At 64.6% G+C, this 14,239-nt stretch carries 14 protein-coding genes; 8 read left to right on the top strand and 6 right to left on the bottom strand.

From position 1 onward, the window contains the following. Positions 1 to 4: 4 nt before the first annotated feature. Complete coding sequence (locus IU514_RS08350) at positions 5 to 415, bottom strand: molecular chaperone DnaJ (protein ID WP_194930641.1); 411 nt, start codon at positions 413 to 415, stop codon at positions 5 to 7. 185 nt (positions 416 to 600) lie between these two features. After that, entirely contained in the window at positions 601 to 1,245 is a 645-nt protein-coding gene (locus tag IU514_RS08345) for a TetR/AcrR family transcriptional regulator (protein ID WP_194930640.1), read from the bottom strand. A gap of 105 nt (positions 1,246 to 1,350) precedes the next feature. Here IU514_RS08345 and IU514_RS08340 point away from each other — a divergent pair, with 105 nt between their 5' ends. The 4 genes from IU514_RS08340 (at position 1,351) to IU514_RS08325 (ending at position 7,275) form a co-directional block, all read left to right on the top strand. Beyond that, positions 1,351 to 2,457 carry an HlyD family secretion protein gene (locus IU514_RS08340; protein ID WP_194930639.1) on the top strand — a complete coding sequence of 369 codons (1,107 nt, stop codon included), beginning with the start codon at positions 1,351 to 1,353 and terminating at the stop codon, positions 2,455 to 2,457. Continuing rightward, positions 2,457 to 4,070 carry an MFS transporter gene (locus tag IU514_RS08335; RefSeq protein WP_194930638.1) on the top strand — a complete coding sequence of 538 codons (1,614 nt, stop codon included), beginning with the start codon at positions 2,457 to 2,459 and terminating at the stop codon, positions 4,068 to 4,070. Before IU514_RS08340 ends, IU514_RS08335 begins: the two co-directional genes overlap by 1 nt. Before the next feature lie 95 nt (positions 4,071 to 4,165). Next, on the top strand, positions 4,166 to 5,713 hold the full coding sequence (locus tag IU514_RS08330; RefSeq protein ID WP_324187802.1) for a phospholipase D family protein: 1,548 nt from the start codon (positions 4,166 to 4,168) through the stop codon (positions 5,711 to 5,713). Between the two features lie 344 nt (positions 5,714 to 6,057). Further along, the gene (locus IU514_RS08325) at positions 6,058 to 7,275 is read left to right on the top strand and encodes an esterase/lipase family protein (protein WP_194930636.1); all 1,218 of its coding nucleotides are present in this window, start codon (positions 6,058 to 6,060) and stop codon (positions 7,273 to 7,275) included. Between the two features lie 19 nt (positions 7,276 to 7,294). On the opposite strand, the gene IU514_RS08320 is transcribed toward IU514_RS08325, so the two are convergent. Continuing rightward, a complete protein-coding gene (locus IU514_RS08320) occupies positions 7,295 to 7,792 on the bottom strand; it encodes a M48 metallopeptidase family protein (RefSeq protein ID WP_194930635.1) in 498 nt (165 codons plus the stop codon). A 75-nt stretch (positions 7,793 to 7,867) separates the two neighbouring features. On the opposite strand from IU514_RS08320, the gene IU514_RS08315 reads away from it, so the two are divergent. Continuing rightward, entirely contained in the window at positions 7,868 to 8,422 is a 555-nt protein-coding gene (locus IU514_RS08315; RefSeq protein ID WP_194930634.1) for a DUF2058 domain-containing protein, read from the top strand. An 81-nt stretch (positions 8,423 to 8,503) separates the two neighbouring features. Here IU514_RS08315 and IU514_RS08310 read toward each other — a convergent pair whose 3' ends face one another. Further along, positions 8,504 to 9,871, bottom strand: coding sequence for a DUF1214 domain-containing protein (locus tag IU514_RS08310; RefSeq protein ID WP_228760580.1), 1,368 nt, complete (start codon positions 9,869 to 9,871; stop codon positions 8,504 to 8,506). A gap of 121 nt (positions 9,872 to 9,992) precedes the next feature. Further along, complete coding sequence (locus IU514_RS08305) at positions 9,993 to 10,478, bottom strand: VOC family protein (RefSeq protein WP_194930633.1); 486 nt, start codon at positions 10,476 to 10,478, stop codon at positions 9,993 to 9,995. A 185-nt stretch (positions 10,479 to 10,663) separates the two neighbouring features. On the opposite strand from IU514_RS08305, the gene IU514_RS08300 reads away from it, so the two are divergent. Continuing rightward, entirely contained in the window at positions 10,664 to 11,284 is a 621-nt protein-coding gene (locus IU514_RS08300; protein ID WP_194930632.1) for a pentapeptide repeat-containing protein, read from the top strand. Positions 11,285 to 11,424: 140 nt separating this feature from the next. On the opposite strand, the gene IU514_RS08295 is transcribed toward IU514_RS08300, so the two are convergent. Continuing rightward, positions 11,425 to 11,847 (bottom strand): MAPEG family protein, encoded by a 423-nt coding sequence (locus IU514_RS08295; RefSeq protein WP_194930631.1) that lies wholly within the window; start codon positions 11,845 to 11,847, stop codon positions 11,425 to 11,427. 181 nt (positions 11,848 to 12,028) lie between these two features. Here IU514_RS08295 and IU514_RS08290 point away from each other — a divergent pair, with 181 nt between their 5' ends. Together IU514_RS08290 and IU514_RS08285 are read left to right on the top strand one after the other, a co-directional pair. Continuing rightward, positions 12,029 to 13,057, top strand: a complete 1,029-nt coding sequence (locus IU514_RS08290; protein ID WP_194930630.1) for an AraC family transcriptional regulator — start codon at positions 12,029 to 12,031, stop codon at positions 13,055 to 13,057. 188 nt (positions 13,058 to 13,245) lie between these two features. Beyond that, complete coding sequence (locus IU514_RS08285; protein WP_228760579.1) at positions 13,246 to 14,205, top strand: hypothetical protein; 960 nt, start codon at positions 13,246 to 13,248, stop codon at positions 14,203 to 14,205. Positions 14,206 to 14,239: the final 34 nt, after the last annotated feature.

Genomic DNA, 14,239 nt, shown 5'->3' with positions numbered 1-14,239 from the left:
ACGGCTAGCGCGCGTGGCCCGCCGAGCGAGACTTGATTGCCTGGCTCATTTGCTCGTTGAGCTGCTGAAAGTCACGCACGAGCTGGTCGCATGGTGCTTTATCAGCTTGGCACAGCACGCTCATCTCCATGTAAACGGAGCCATTCTTCTCGACGGCCTCGCGACGAACGGCTGATGGGTGAGCTGGATGAGTTGATGGAGTAAACGACCAGAGGGTGTTATGGGCTGTATCCGCGAATATGAGCCAGCCCCCTTGCTCACTTTCCGAGATGCTTCCATCGGCCCTCAAGGCCGCCAGAGCTTCCGAGACGGTTTGATAACCAATGGAAGATTTCTGACTCTCTGGAATGGGGGGCTCGCTTGCCTGCGAAAGACCGGCAATCAAGATGAGCAGCGCTGCCAGATAGCGGGGCATACCTTCTCCGTGGTCCTAGTGCCTAATAGACGGACCAGTGGGTCCGGTTTTTGCGAACGGGTGCAGCGCTGATTCGGCTTGAGCTTATGTAAGCCGGCTCGGGCTAACAAGACAGTGAGCAGCCGGAAGCCTGCGGGCTTGGATGACCTGATGCGAAGTGGCGTGCATGACATGCGCCGCGCAGGTCACTTCACGGCGACTCCGTCCAGGAAGATGTGCACGACCCGCTCCACCCGTGAACGCTGGGCGCGTTCGCCGAGCGGCTTGCGCACGCCCAGCACCACTTCCAGGTGCGAATCGTCGCGCAGCATGCCGATGAAATGCTCGGCGGCCTGCTTGGGATCGTGCACGTCCAGCAGCCCACTGTTCGCCCACCGTTCCAGAAGGCGGGTCAGGCCCGACGTCGCGCGACCGGGGCCATAGCGGAGGAAGCTTTCAGCCAGTCCGGGCATGCGGCCGGATTCCGACACTACCAGCCGGTACAGGGCGATCGTCCGCGGATCCATCAGGATCCGCATGATCGCCCTGGCGAAATCGACCAGGCTTGCGCGCACATCTTCCTCGGCGCGCTCGTTCGCTTCCGGGATCGCCTCGAGCGCCTGCTCCGACAAACCGGCCACCATCGCCGCGAACAGGTCTTCCTTGCCGCCGAAATGGCTGTAGATCGCCCGCTTGGACCCTCCGACCCGCTCGATGACGGCGTCGATGCTGGTGTTGGCGTAGCCCTCGCGCAGAAACAGCTCGCTGGCGGCGTCCAGGATCTGCGTGCGCAGCGCATCCGGGCTGCGTCGCGTCCTCTTGGCGGGTGCTGGGTCGCTTGGGAGGGCCATGGCCGGTTCCGTTGAACTTGACACATAGGGTACCTGCCATTACCTTTCGCCTCAACGGTACCGCACGGTACCTAGCAATGCCGCGACCACCGCACAGGCCAGAAGATGGAAACCACCTCCCCCAAGAACGGGCGCCACCGGCGCTCCCGTTTCCTCATCGCCGGCACCGGGTGTGCGGTGGTCGCGGCCCTGGCGTGGGCGACGCACGGCTGGCTCTGGTCCGGCGCCTCGGTGTCCACGGACAACGCCTACACGCGTGGCGAGATCACGTTGATCGCGCCCCGTGTCGCCGGCTATGTCTCGGACGTCGCGGTCCATGACAACGAGCCGGTCAAGCGCGGCCAGATCCTGTTCCGCATCGACGATGCCGACTACCGGGCCCAGTTGGACCAGGCGCTTGCAAACGTCGCGCGCCAGCAGTCCGCGCTGGGCAGCCTGGAAAAGCAGATAAACCTGCAGGGCTCGATGATCGAACAGGCGGCTGCCGACGTCCGTGCCGTCGAAGTCGAGGCGCACCGCGCGGCCCTGGATTCGCGCCGGTATCGAACCCTGTTGGACGAGCGCGCCGTCAGCCGGCAGATGCACGAGACGGCCGACGCGACGCATCGCAGGGCGCTCGCGTCGACGGACGCGGCGCGGGCGCGCAGGAAGGCGGAAGCGGACAAGCTCGAAGTCCTGCGTGCGCAGAAGCGGGAGGTCGAGGCCGTCCTTCTGCAGGCCCAGGCCGCGCGCCGGCTGGCTTCGATCGCGCTGGAACACACGCTGGTGCGCGCGCCGGTCGACGGTGTCGCAGCCAATCGCCAGGTGCGCGTGGGACGTTACGTAACTCCGGGCGCGCCGTCCCTGTCGCTGGTGCCGCTGGACGGTGTCTGGGTGGTCGCCAACTACAAGGAAACCCAGCTGACCGACGTGCGGATCGGTGATCGCGCGCGCGTCAGGTTCGACATGTATCCCGACGTCGAACTCGCCGGCACGGTCGACAGCATCGCACCGGGAAGCGGTGCCCAGTTCGCGTTGTTGCCGCCCGACAATGCCACCGGAAACTTCACCAGGATCGTCCAGCGCGTGCCGGTCAAGATCGTTCTCGATCCCGCGCACCCGCTGGCCGGCCGGCTGTACGCCGGACTGTCGGCGAAGGTGACGATCAGTCTCGAACGCGGCAATGCCGGGCCGGTCGCAGCCAGCGGACCGCGCACGGCCTCCATGCCCTGATGCAGCCCGCCCTGATGCAGCGCGGGCCCGTGGCAAGCCAGCTGCACGACATGAACTCGTTCACGCGCATCGTCGGCCTGCTGGCCATCGTCGTCCTGATGGCGGTGGACGGCATCAACAGCACGTTGCTGGTGGTCAACCGCGGCCAGGTGACGGGCCATTACGCGGCCGCTCCCGATGAAGCGTCCTGGCTCGGCATCGGCTACCTCGCCGCCAAGCTGCTGGCGTTCGTGTGGGCGCCATGGATCATCGGGCGACTTGGCTCGCAACGGGCCCTGCTGGCCGGCGGCTTCGGTTTGGCGATCTGCACGGGTGCGCTGGCGTTCGCGCCGAACCTCGAGATGGCCGTCCTCATCCGTATCGCGCAGGGCGTGTGCGGCGCGATGGCGCTGGTCGCCGGACAGACCCTGGTGTTCCAGAGCCACGCCCCTGCCCGGCAAGCACCGCTACAGGCGGCGCTCGCGCTCGCGGTTGTGGTGGTGCCGGTCATGCTCGCGCCCGCGCTGCATGGATGGATCACCGACCGCCATGACTGGCGTTGGGTCTTCGTCGGCTCCTCGCTGGCCGCGTTGGTCGCAACCGCTCTGCTCAGGCTTGCGCGTCGCGCGGCCCCTCTTCCGCATTCGTTGCGTTCGCCCGGACTCGCACCATCGCTCCTGCTCGCGTCCGGCATCGTCGGAAGCGTGTACGTGCTGCACCAAGGCGCCAGGTTCGACTGGTTCGACGACGGCCATATCCGCCTGGTCACCGTCGCATCGCTGGGCGCTCTCGCCGCGGCGCTTTGGAGCCATGGCTCTTCGATCAGGCGCTTCGTTCAGACCTCAGCGGCGAACCCCGACTTCCTGTTCGGCCTGTGCGCGAGTGTGTTCGCGGGCTTCGCGCTTTTCGGAAGCGGCGCGGCGATTCCGCTGTTCGGCAGCGTCGTGCTGGGGCTCGGGCCTGAGCATGTTGGTGAACTGGCATTGTCGAGTTCGATCGCGGCCGCGCTCGGCCTGGTGCTGGTCGCCGGATTCCTGCAGTCCGGCCGCATGCCCGTTGCGGCACCGATCCCGATCGGCATCGCCCTGTTCATGGCGGGCATGTGGCTGTTCTCGTTGTCGAGCGCCCAGACCGGCGCACCACAGGTCAGGCTGGCGACCTGGCTTCGCGGTCTGGGCATGGGTTTCCTCTTCATGTCGCTCACGATGATCACGCTCAGCCGAGTTGCCGCTGGACTGCTCGCACAGGGCGTCGCGCTCTTCAACCTGGGCCGGCAGGTGGGCGGCCTGGCCGGCACGGCCTTCGTCACGACCATGCTCGAATGGCGGGCGCCCGGCCACGCCACGGTCCTCGCGCAATACCTGCAGCCGGGCAGTCCCGCACTGGAATCCGCACAGGCTTCGATGGCGGGCCTGCTGGTGGAACACGGCCAGGCCGCGACCGATGCGCCGGCAGCGGCCGCGGCATTGCTGTCGCGCCAACTCGGTCAGCAGGCCGGCGCCCGCGCCTTCGACGAGATCTTCCTGGCGCTCGCGCTGTTCTTCTTCGCGGCCATCCCCGCGCTCGTGGGCGTCAAGCTTGTCCTTTCGCGCGTTCACGCCCGTCGCGTCGAGCAGGTGCAGAAACCGGCGTAGCCCGCAGCAGCCGCAGAAAGGATGGCGCGCGCGCCGCCATTCGCGGTGCATCATCTCCCATACTTCCAAGGCTTCGGGAAAATGCGGTGCATCGCGTGTTCCACTGGCTTGCCATTGTCCTGCTGGTCCTGCTCGCCATCGTTGTCGGTGGGCTGCTGGTCGTGAATCGCATCGCGCCCCCGGCCACCGGCGCGCCGAGCCACGCCTTGCCTTCGCAGCCGGATCAAACCGGGATCGACCGCGAACTGTCGCCCCTGCTCGCTGCCCATCCCGGCAAGACGGGCGCAATCTTCCTGACCGATGGCATCGACGCCTTCGCCGCGCGTGCGATCTCCGCGCGCAAGGCAGGCCGTAGCCTCGACCTGCAGTACTACATCTGGCACAACGACCTGACCGGACGCCTGCTGGCGAGCGAAGCCCTCGATGCTGCCGAGCGCGGTGTGCGTGTGCGCATCCTGCTCGATGACATGAATGCCTACGGCCTGGATGGGCACCTGCTCGCGATGGACGCGCATCCCAACATCGAGCTGCGTCTCTACAACCCGTTCCGCAACCGCGAAGGCGCCGGACGCGCGTTCGAACTGATGCGGCGACTGGTCAGCATGAACCATCGCATGCACAACAAGGCGTGGATCGCCGACGGCCAGGTCGCGATCATCGGCGGGCGCAATATCGGAGAGCAGTACTTCAGCGCCGATTCCGAGGTGAACTTCCGGGACCTCGACTTGTTGCTGCTCGGGCCGGCCGTGCAGCAGGCCAGCACCATCTTCGATGCCTATTGGAACAGCGCCGCCGCAGTCCCGATCTCCATGCTCGGGTCGAAGGATCCCGAGGCGTTGCGCACGCTGCTTGCCGACGTCCATCGGGATGCGCGCGGCGCGGACGCGCGGCGCTACCTCGATCACGTGGCCGATTCACAACTCGTGCGGGACTACTACCGAAGCGCGCTGCAACCTCATTGGAGCGATGGCATCCAGGTCGTGGCCGATCCGCCGGTGAAGTGGACCCGCGACAACCATGCCGAATGGCTGGTGGAACGACTGACCCCGATGATCTCCAGCGCGACCAGTGAAGCGCTGGTGATCTCGCCGTACTTCGTCCCAGGCGATGACGGCACGGCGAGGCTCACGGCCCTGACCGGGCGTGGCATCCACGTGGGCATCGTCACGAACTCATTGGCCGCCAACGACGTGTATGCCGTGCACAGCGGGTACGCGGATTACCGGGATCGCCTGTTGCGCGAAGGCGTGAACCTCTACGAACTCCGCACGAATGCACGCGACCGCAAGGAACCGGTCTTCATCGGCAGGAGAGCCGCGCTTCACACCAAGGCCTTCGTGGTGGATGGCGCCCGTGGCTTCGTCGGATCGTTCAACGTCGATCCGCGCTCGAAGAACCTCAACACCGAGATGGGCGTGCTGCTCGACGACCCGGTCATGGCCTTGCAGTTGCGCGAGGAGTATCTGCGCCTGAGCCATCCGGCCTTGAGTTATTGGGTATACCGGAACAAGGAGGGAGAGCTGCGATGGCTCGATCGCACACCGCCCTCGCCCGTCGTGCTTGATCAGGAACCGGACGCAGGCTTCTGGCGGCGCGCCTTCGTGCGGTTCTCGGGCTGGTTGCCCATTGAGTCGCAGCTGTAGCAGTCGTGTCGACACACTCATCCCCTGCGGATCGCCTCGAGGCTGCGCGCGTCTGGGCCATACGAGCCGAACAATCCGCGCATGACTCGTCGCAGGCCTGGGTGCACTGCGCAATCGACGCGTACCACGCGCTGGCCACGAACGACCGCATGCTCGCCGATGCTGCAGCGACCATGGCGACGCAGGCCACCGCAGAAGCACTCTCGCGCCTCCTGCAGGAACATCGCGAAGGATGGATGCCGGGCCCCCTTCAGGCAGGCGACGTTCGAATGCACATCGAGTTTCGCCAGGTGTCGCCTTGGCTGCGGCCACCGCTGCGCATCAGGCGTGCCCAGGATGTATCGATGGAGGCCTTCAACGGCCAGCGTCACGCTCGCCCGGGCTTCGGCGTGCCGTTGGCAACCCTGTCGGCGCGCAATGAAGCATCACCCCTGTCGCGACTGGAACCCCACTCCGGAATATTCCGCAATCTCACTGCGTGGATCGAGCCCGATGCCCGGCAGTGGGACGCGCCGCCTCGCCTGGTATTGGCGGACCCGCTGAAGCTTGATGCCGTTGCCATCGGCTCCCATCGCTTCCAACTCGCCAGCGATACTTCTGCCGCCTATGCCTGGGCCATGCAAGTCTCGAAGCTGGAGCGCCTGGGCCTGTGGGGATTGCTGGGCGGAACCGGTATCGGACGTCGGGCTGGTTTGTACCTGCTCGAAGACTACGATCCGCATAAGCGTCCGCTGGTGATGATCCACGGCCTGGGCAGCAATCCGCTCATCTGGGCACAGCTCTCGAATGCGTTATGGGGCGCGGAGGACCTCCGCGCTCGATTCCAGATCTGGCAGGCGGTCTACCAGACCGATACCCCGCTGCTCGCGGCGCGTTTGCATGTACACGACTATCTGGACGATGCCTGGCGTCTGCTCGACCCGCGAGGCGACGCCAAGGCCCGGGCCGGTGCCGTGCTGGTGGGCCACAGTTTCGGTGGCGTGATTTCACGCCTGCTGTGTGTCGAAAGCGGCGATGCGCTGTGGAACGCCGCCTTCCTGGTTCCGCCCGACTCGCTCGATGCCAGCGTGGAAGACCTGGACGTGGTCAAGCGCATCTTCTCCTTCCATCCCTATCCAGGCGTGGCTCGTGCCGTCTTTCTCGCCGCGCCGCATCGCGGCATCCCCAGCGCCGCCAAGCTGCTGGGACGCCTTGCCCGTGATCTTGTCGGCCGTCGCACGATGGAAGTGCACGCATTGCGCCGCATCGCGCTGTCCAATCCAACCGCGATCCGGCCGGAAATGCTCGATGTCTTCCAGCAAGGCTGGATCAACAGCATCACGACTTTGCAGTCGGACCACCCTGTACGGCGGGCAGCCGAGTCGCTGTTGCCGCCCCGTGAAATCCCGTATCACACGATAGCCGGCGTGCAACCGGGACACCGGGACCAGACGGACGGCGCCGTGCCGCTGGACAGTGCGCTGATTCCCGGCGCTGCATCATCCCTCGTACTCGAGTCCGGGCACGGGATCTACGAGAATCCGCTTGCTGTCGAGGAAGTCCTGCGCATCCTTCGCGACTGACCAGACTGCTCTGGAAGCGTTACTGCTGCGCGATATCAAGATGCGTCAGGTAAAGGCGCAGATCGAACTCCAGCTGGTGGTAGCCGGGCTCCATGTGCGTACACAGCTGGTAGAACGACTTGTTGTGCTCGGCTTCCTTCAGGTGCGCCAGTTCATGCACCACTATCATCCTCAGGAACTCGGCGGGCGCATCGCGGAAGACGGTGGCGATGCGAATCTCGCGACTGGCCTTGAGCCTGCCGCCGTGTACCCGCGAGATGGCGGTGTGGGTACCGAGCGCATGCTTCATCACCTGCAGCTTGCTGTCGTAGATCACCTTGCCCAGCGGCACTGCCTTCCGCATGTGCCGGTCCTTGAGCGCCTGGACGTAGTCGTACAGCTGGCCGTCGCTGCGCACCGCATGGGGCTGGCCGTACTTCTCGGCCAGCATCGCGCCCAGCCGCCCCTGCCCGATCAACTCGCGCACCCGCGCCTGCAGGTGCGGTGGGTAGCCGGCAAGGTACTTCAAAGCTTCCATCGGCGCGGGGTGTGAAGGCGGGAGACAGGGACGGCGGGTATCATGGACCTGAACTCCACAGCAAGAAACTGCAACATGGCGAAGGGGAATCCGCTTCAGGAACAGCTGCTCAAGGCGGGCCTGGTCAAGAAGTCCAAGGTGGCCGAGGTGGCGCGCGAGCAGAACAAGGCCCGGCATGCCAAGGGGCCGTCCGAGCCCACCGACATCCAGCTGGAAGCGGAACGCGCACGGGCCGAGAAGGCCGAGCGTGACCGCGCACTCGCCGCTGAGCGCAAGGCTCAGGCACGCATCACCGAGCTTCGCGCCCAGGCGCGGCAGATCATCGAGGACAGGAAGGTTCCGCGCACCGGTGAAAGCGAGTACCGCTTCACCGCAGACGGCGCCATCCGCACCCTGCTCGTCAACCAGGACCTGCGGAAGAAGTTGTCCTCCGGCGTGCTGGTGATCGTCCGTCTGGACGACCGCTACGAGCTGTTGCCGCGCGTGGCCGCCGACAAGGTGCGGGAGCGCGACGCCGGCATGATCGTGCTCGATCACGGCCAGGAAGCAGGCACCGAGCCCAGCGCCGCAAGCTCCGAGGATGATGCGTACTACGCGCAGTTCCAGGTGCCTGACGACCTGGTCTGGTGATGGCGCGGGCCAGACACGTTCCTGGCCCGACGTCGATCACGGCAACGGCATCACGACGCTCAAAGGCGCGCTGCCAGGCGACTAGCCTTGTTTGGCAATGGGCGCGGGGAACCACTTGCCCGACAGCACCGCCTCATCCGGCCCATACATGCGGAAGGTGAGGTGGTAGTTCTTGCCCTTGGGTGTCGGCAGCCAGTTGCCGTCCGGCGCGTCCTTGGGCTTGTCCGGCGCCAGGTACAACGTGAGCGAGCCGTCCGGCCCATAGGTCAGCTTCGACTGCTTGTTGAGCAGGAAGCGGTTCTTCGGATTGGGGATGACCTGGAACTTCTCGCCATCCACGGCGATCACCGACCAGAAGTACTTCACGTGGTCCGCGGGCAGGTCGCCCTTGGTGAAATGCAGCGCGTAGGTGTTGCCGCCATCCAGCGGCGTACCGGTGCCGTCGGTGTTGGTCTTGAAGTAGACCACTTCCTTCTGGTTGTTGGCCCAGATGCCGCCGTAGTCGACCAGGGTTCGGGCCATGTAGTCCTTACCGTAGTTGCCCGCCACATCCGGGCGCGCCCAACCGTCACGAATCTTGCCGAGACTCTCAAAGGCCTTCTGCATCGCCGGCTGTGACTGCTCGTGGATGACCTTGTCCACGCGCTCGCGCTCGGCAGGATCCTGGATGGCCTGCGCAACCGCGCGCACCTTGGCCTGCAGTGCATCCATACCGGGATTGATGTCCGGCTCGGCCAATGCCGCCTCCACCGTGGCCGCATCGAAGGCTTCCACGCCGGGAAGCTTGTCGTTGGAGAAGTCGGGCGTCTTGGGAATGGTGGCGATGGCGGGGGTTCCGCTGGCCCGAACCTTGATCTGGTGTTGCAGCGCAGTGGCCTGTTTCGGGTTGGCACCCAACTCGACTCGCGCCAGTACGCGCGAGGTCTTGCTGGGCAAGTCGATGCGCCGCGCGTCGGCCGGCACCTGCACATTGGCGCCCTTCAGGCACACCCAGAAGTCGCCGGCAGGACGGTCGGCGTAGCTTCGCTCATTGATGTTGGCGATGGTCTCGCCCCATCCGTTGAGGAACTGCACGGTGTAGTAGCGGCCTTCGATCTTCGGCACGCTGAAGATGGTGCAACTGTTCTCGTCGACCGCAACCCAGGCTTCGCTATAGGCCACGTCCAGGTTTGGATTGGCCCAGGCCACGCCCCCGACGTCGCGGTGACTGATTTCGTTCCACTTGAAGCCTTCCTTGCCGAAATCCAGTTGCTCCTGGCGCAACACCAGCAGGCGCCCGAGCAGGTACAGGTAGGCTTCGGTGACGTCCTGGTCGGACACGGTGGCGCTTGCGGCTGCAGCAGGAGCGGATGCGCGTGTGTCCGCGGGCGGCTCTGCGGGCTTCTGGCACCCGGCGAGGACCATTCCGACGACACCCAGCCCCATGACGATTCGAACGGTCGATTTCATGGCGCGCTCCCTACCAGGCGTCAAGAAATGGAACGTTCAGCCCGCGGGTGTAGAAGGCGCGTGAAGCATGAGGTCGACTCTTCAGCACGTAGGCGCGCCATGGGCGTTTGCGCCGGCAAGATCAGGGTTTTACACCCTCGACCGCCTTGTCGAGAGCCGCAATGTCGATCTTCCTCATTTCCATCATCGCCTTGAATGCGCGCTCCGAGGTTTCGCCTCCCTGCGTGATCAGCTCGGTGAGGCGCCTCGGAGTGATCTGCCAGGACAAGCCGAAGCGATCCTTGCACCAGCCACACATGCTCTCCTCGCCACCGCTTTCCGTGATGGCTTTCCAGTACCGATCGGTTTCCGCCTGATCGTCCGTCGCGACCTGGAAGCTCACCGCCTCGTCGAACTTGAACTCCGGTCCTCCGTTCAGCAGCAGGAACGGCATGTCGAAGATCGTCATCTCGACAGTGAGGACGTTGCCTTTCTTTCCCGAGGGGTAGTCAGCGGGTGCACGCATGACCGCACCGACACGGCTTCCCGGGAATGTTTCAGCGTAGAAGCGGGACGCCTCCTCGGCGTTTCCGTCGAACCAAAGGCAGGGCTGGAGCTTCGCGGTCATGGTCGGCCTCCCGGTGCAGCGGATGAACGTACCCCGGCCGTGTCGACGTCGGCGTGAAAGCCAGAACGTGCTAACGCTCGCGCAAACCAACCGCGTCGCGGTCCGGATTTCAAGATCGCACCACGCGGCAAGCAAAACGCGACCCTGGGACTAGAATGCCCGTTCACTTGAACGGAATGTAGCTCGTGGCAGATCGCAAGTACGGCGAACCAGCACCAAAGACGACCAACACCGTTTCCGGCGCTGACTGGTACGGGCGAAAACTTAGTCGCGAGCAGTATCAAAGCACGCTGTTCGTCGACCTGGATTTTACCGAGGGTAACAACATCGGCGCGATCTTCAACGAATGCACCTTTCGAAGGACGCGCTTCAATGCGTCGACTCATCACAGCGCTGCCTTCCTGAACTGCACGTTTGTTTCGTGCAATTTCTTCGACAGCCGCTTCACCGAATGCAAGGCTGTTGGAAGCATGTTCGATGGTTGCCAGTTCGACCATATCCAGGTCATCGATGGGGACTGGGCTTTTGTGGGCCTTCCTGGCGCTGACCTTCGCCGGGCCGCCTTTCTTCGAACGCGGCTGAGGGAGGCAGACTTGACCGGTGCGAGATGTCAAGGCAGCTCACTACGCGACGTGGATCTTTCCGGTGCATGGCTCCACAGCGCCGATCTGTCAGGCGCCGATCTTCGGGGGAGTGACCTGAGCGCTATTGAACCGGAGACGGTCAATCTCAAAGGGGCGATCATCACTATCGATCAAACAATAGTAATTGCCGAAGCTCTGGGGCTTGACGTGCGGGTTGATTGACACATGGGACGGGCATCGGCTCGGCAGGACGACATTAGGCGCGATTCGCGTACGCCCGATTGTCTTGATGACCGCTACCGGGCCATGAACAGACATCCGGGCAGTGCGCCAGTGCGGCGGCGCACTCCGAGCGGCTTCGATCACAGGGCATGCGCGATGACGACTACCGCGATACCAAGGAAGCAGACCAGCTGTGCAAGGAAAAAGGTGAATCGTATGGAAACGATCCGGTCCGTCTGCACGGTGGAGATATGCACGACGGATTGGACCATTCGTGCCGCGAGAACCGTACCCGCCATGATGTCGGTGGCATGGGTCGAGATGCCACTCGCATAAAGGGCGAAGACGACGACGGCGAACACCGGCAGGTTCTCGACGCAGTTCGCATGGGCCCGCATTGCCCGCACATACCACGCAGCGCCCTCGGGCGCATCGGCGGGGAACGACGCCATGCCGGCCCGCCCGGTAAAGACCCGGCTCAAGCGATAGACGCCGATGGTGCAGATCAACACCACTGCGGTCCAGATGGCGAACCCAAGCAGCATCCAGAGTGGAAATGACATGGAAGTTCCCGGGAGCTGATGTGTGGAAGCGCGATCATTGTCTGCAGCGCCGTCGCCTGCCGCTTGACCAAAACTCCCCGCGATTCGCCCCTGCATCCGGCAATCGACTCCAGGCATACCCCGGCGAAACACGCATCTGCCAGAATCGGGATGGCGTGATCGATCCTGGCAGGCAAACCCCATGGGCCACGACACCCTTTCCGACGTATTGCGTACGGTGCGATTGCGCAGCGCGCTCTTCTACGATCTTTCCTGCGCGGGAAAATGGCTGGCCGAAGCACCGGATTCCGGTGACATTGCCGGCGCGGTGATGTCCGACGTTGATCAGGTGATCCCGTACCACGTGGTCACCGCCGGTGAATGCTGGGTCACGCTCCAGGGCGAACAGCCGCTGCGGCTGCAGCGCGGCGACGTCGTCATCCTGCCGCAGGGCGACCCGCATGTCGTGTCGAGTGCTCCCGGGCTTCGGCCGGAGCCGAACGTCAACTGGTACGAAGAGATGAAACTGCACAAGCGGCCATTCCGGCTTGGCCGGGATGGCGGCGCGGCTGGAGCGCCGGCCTTCGAGGCATGCAGGCCCGCGTCCGGCGCCGACTATGAAACGGACACATCGCTGGTGTGCGGTTTCGTCGGCTGCGACAAGCGCCCTTTCAATCCCCTGCTCGCGACCCTGCCGCGGTTGCTGCACCTGCCGGCCGCCGCGGGCAGCGCCTGGGGCGCGCAGTTCGCGCAACTGGCAGCCACTGTCTCCGGCAGCCGACGCCCGGGCAGTGAGGTACTGCTTGAGCGCATGAGCGAAATGATGTTCGTCGACGCGGTGAGCCGTCACATCGACAGCATGCCCGAGCAGTCCACCGGCTGGCTGGCGGGATTGCGCGACCGATTCGTCGGCCGGGCTCTGGCGCTGATGCACGAGAATCCCACCGCCGCGTGGAGCATCGACGAACTCAGCAACCAGGTGGGCCTGTCGCGTTCGGCCCTGCACGAGCGTTTTGTCGAACTGATCGCCCAACCGCCGATGCAATACCTGACGAGTTGGCGCATGCAGCTGGCATCGCGAATGCTGCTCGACAGCCAGTCGAGCGTACTGTCGATCGCCCTCAGGACCGGCTACGAATCCGAGGCTGCTTTCGGCCGCGCCTTCAAACGCCTGGTTGGCATGCCACCCGCAGCGTGGCGGCGCAAGCAAGGGCAGTTGGCCGCGCCCTGAATCAGCGAGCTGGTGACGCTGCGGCGCCACCCATCCGCAATGGAGCGAGCTCCGCCGACCCGCCGCATGGGCGAGAGCGAGCGGATGCCGGATTTTCGGGCGAGCGGGGAGGACGACGGGTGGAGCGCGGGTCGCAGGCACCGTCGAACAATGGACACCCTTCCCCGCCCCCGCACAGGAATGACAACGTGAACGCCGTTTCCATTGATTTCCCGGACTACATCGCCGATTCAAGCCGCTACGCCAGGTGCATCGAAGTGTCCAAGCGAGTCCGCTGGGAGATCGATCGCGACGTCATCCGCGATCGCCAGTTCGATTTCGACAACAAGTTCCTGCCTGACGGTTTGAGCCTGCTCGACCGTTCGATGCTGAAGAGCAGCGACGAGCGCCGCTTGATGAGCCAGATCCAAGGCCGCAGCTACGCCAGTATCTTTGGCCTGGTGGAGCGCTTCATCAATGCCAAGGTACTGGAGTTGAGCCAGGACCACTGGCTGGGCGACCAGGTGGCGCTGGAGGCGCTGATTCGTTTCAGCGACGAGGAGCTCAAGCACCAGGAGCTGTTTCGCAGAATCGAAACGATGATCGCCGCCGCCATGCCCGCCGGTTACAGAAACACGGCCGATCCGAATGCCGTTGCCCAGTTCGTGCTGGGCAAGAGCACGTGGGCGGTGCTGGGCCTGACCTGCCACATCGAGCTGTTTACCCAGGCGCATTACCGTCAGAGCATCGAGCCGGACGCGTCACTGTCGGCGCTGTACAAGGACGTGTTCCTGTTCCATTGGCGCGAGGAATCGCAGCACACCATCATCGACGAGCTGGAATGGCGCCGTATCGACGCACAACTCCCGCCAGCAGAACGCGACGCGGCAGTGGACGACCTGATCACCCTGGTCGGCGCCGTCGACGGCATCCTGCAGGCACAGGCGCGCGCCGACGCCGACTACTTTTCCATGATCGTCCCGCGGTCCATGACGATCGCCGAGCGGGAGTTGCTCGCGGCCGAGACGCTGGCTGCGTATCGCTGGCAATACATCGTGTCCGGTGTGCAGGAACCACGCTTCCAGAGAATACTGGGCGATCTGGTTACACCGGCGCAGATGCAACGCATCGGCACCGCGCTCGCCCCGCTGATGGCGGTGGCGCAGTAATCGCCGCGCGCTTTCTAGCAGTGCGGCGGCGTCG

Origin of the sequence: Lysobacter niastensis, assembly GCF_015453285.1 — a bacterium.
In the GTDB taxonomy this organism is placed as follows: Bacteria; Pseudomonadota; Gammaproteobacteria; order Xanthomonadales; family Xanthomonadaceae; genus Lysobacter_J; species Lysobacter_J niastensis.
Note: the sequence above shows the minus strand (reverse complement) of the source record. Positions and strands in the feature narration are given on the sequence as shown.

Bases quoted from the DNA above. Each gene is read 5' to 3' on its own strand.
- IU514_RS08350 (WP_194930641.1), bottom strand. From the start codon at position 415: ATGCCCCGCTATCTGGCAGCGCTGCTCATCTTGATTGCCGGTCTTTCG.
- IU514_RS08345 (WP_194930640.1), bottom strand. From the start codon at position 1,245: ATGGCCCTCCCAAGCGACCCAGCACCCGCCAAGAGGACGCGACGCAGC.
- IU514_RS08340 (WP_194930639.1), top strand. From the start codon at position 1,351: ATGGAAACCACCTCCCCCAAGAACGGGCGCCACCGGCGCTCCCGTTTC.
- IU514_RS08335 (WP_194930638.1), top strand. From the start codon at position 2,457: ATGCAGCCCGCCCTGATGCAGCGCGGGCCCGTGGCAAGCCAGCTGCAC.
- IU514_RS08325 (WP_194930636.1), top strand. From the start codon at position 6,058: ATGGAGGCCTTCAACGGCCAGCGTCACGCTCGCCCGGGCTTCGGCGTG.
- IU514_RS08320 (WP_194930635.1), bottom strand. From the start codon at position 7,792: ATGGAAGCTTTGAAGTACCTTGCCGGCTACCCACCGCACCTGCAGGCG.
- IU514_RS08315 (WP_194930634.1), top strand. From the start codon at position 7,868: ATGGCGAAGGGGAATCCGCTTCAGGAACAGCTGCTCAAGGCGGGCCTG.
- IU514_RS08310 (WP_228760580.1), bottom strand. From the start codon at position 9,871: ATGAAATCGACCGTTCGAATCGTCATGGGGCTGGGTGTCGTCGGAATG.
- IU514_RS08305 (WP_194930633.1), bottom strand. From the start codon at position 10,478: ATGACCGCGAAGCTCCAGCCCTGCCTTTGGTTCGACGGAAACGCCGAG.
- IU514_RS08295 (WP_194930631.1), bottom strand. From the start codon at position 11,847: ATGTCATTTCCACTCTGGATGCTGCTTGGGTTCGCCATCTGGACCGCA.
- IU514_RS08290 (WP_194930630.1), top strand. From the start codon at position 12,029: ATGGGCCACGACACCCTTTCCGACGTATTGCGTACGGTGCGATTGCGC.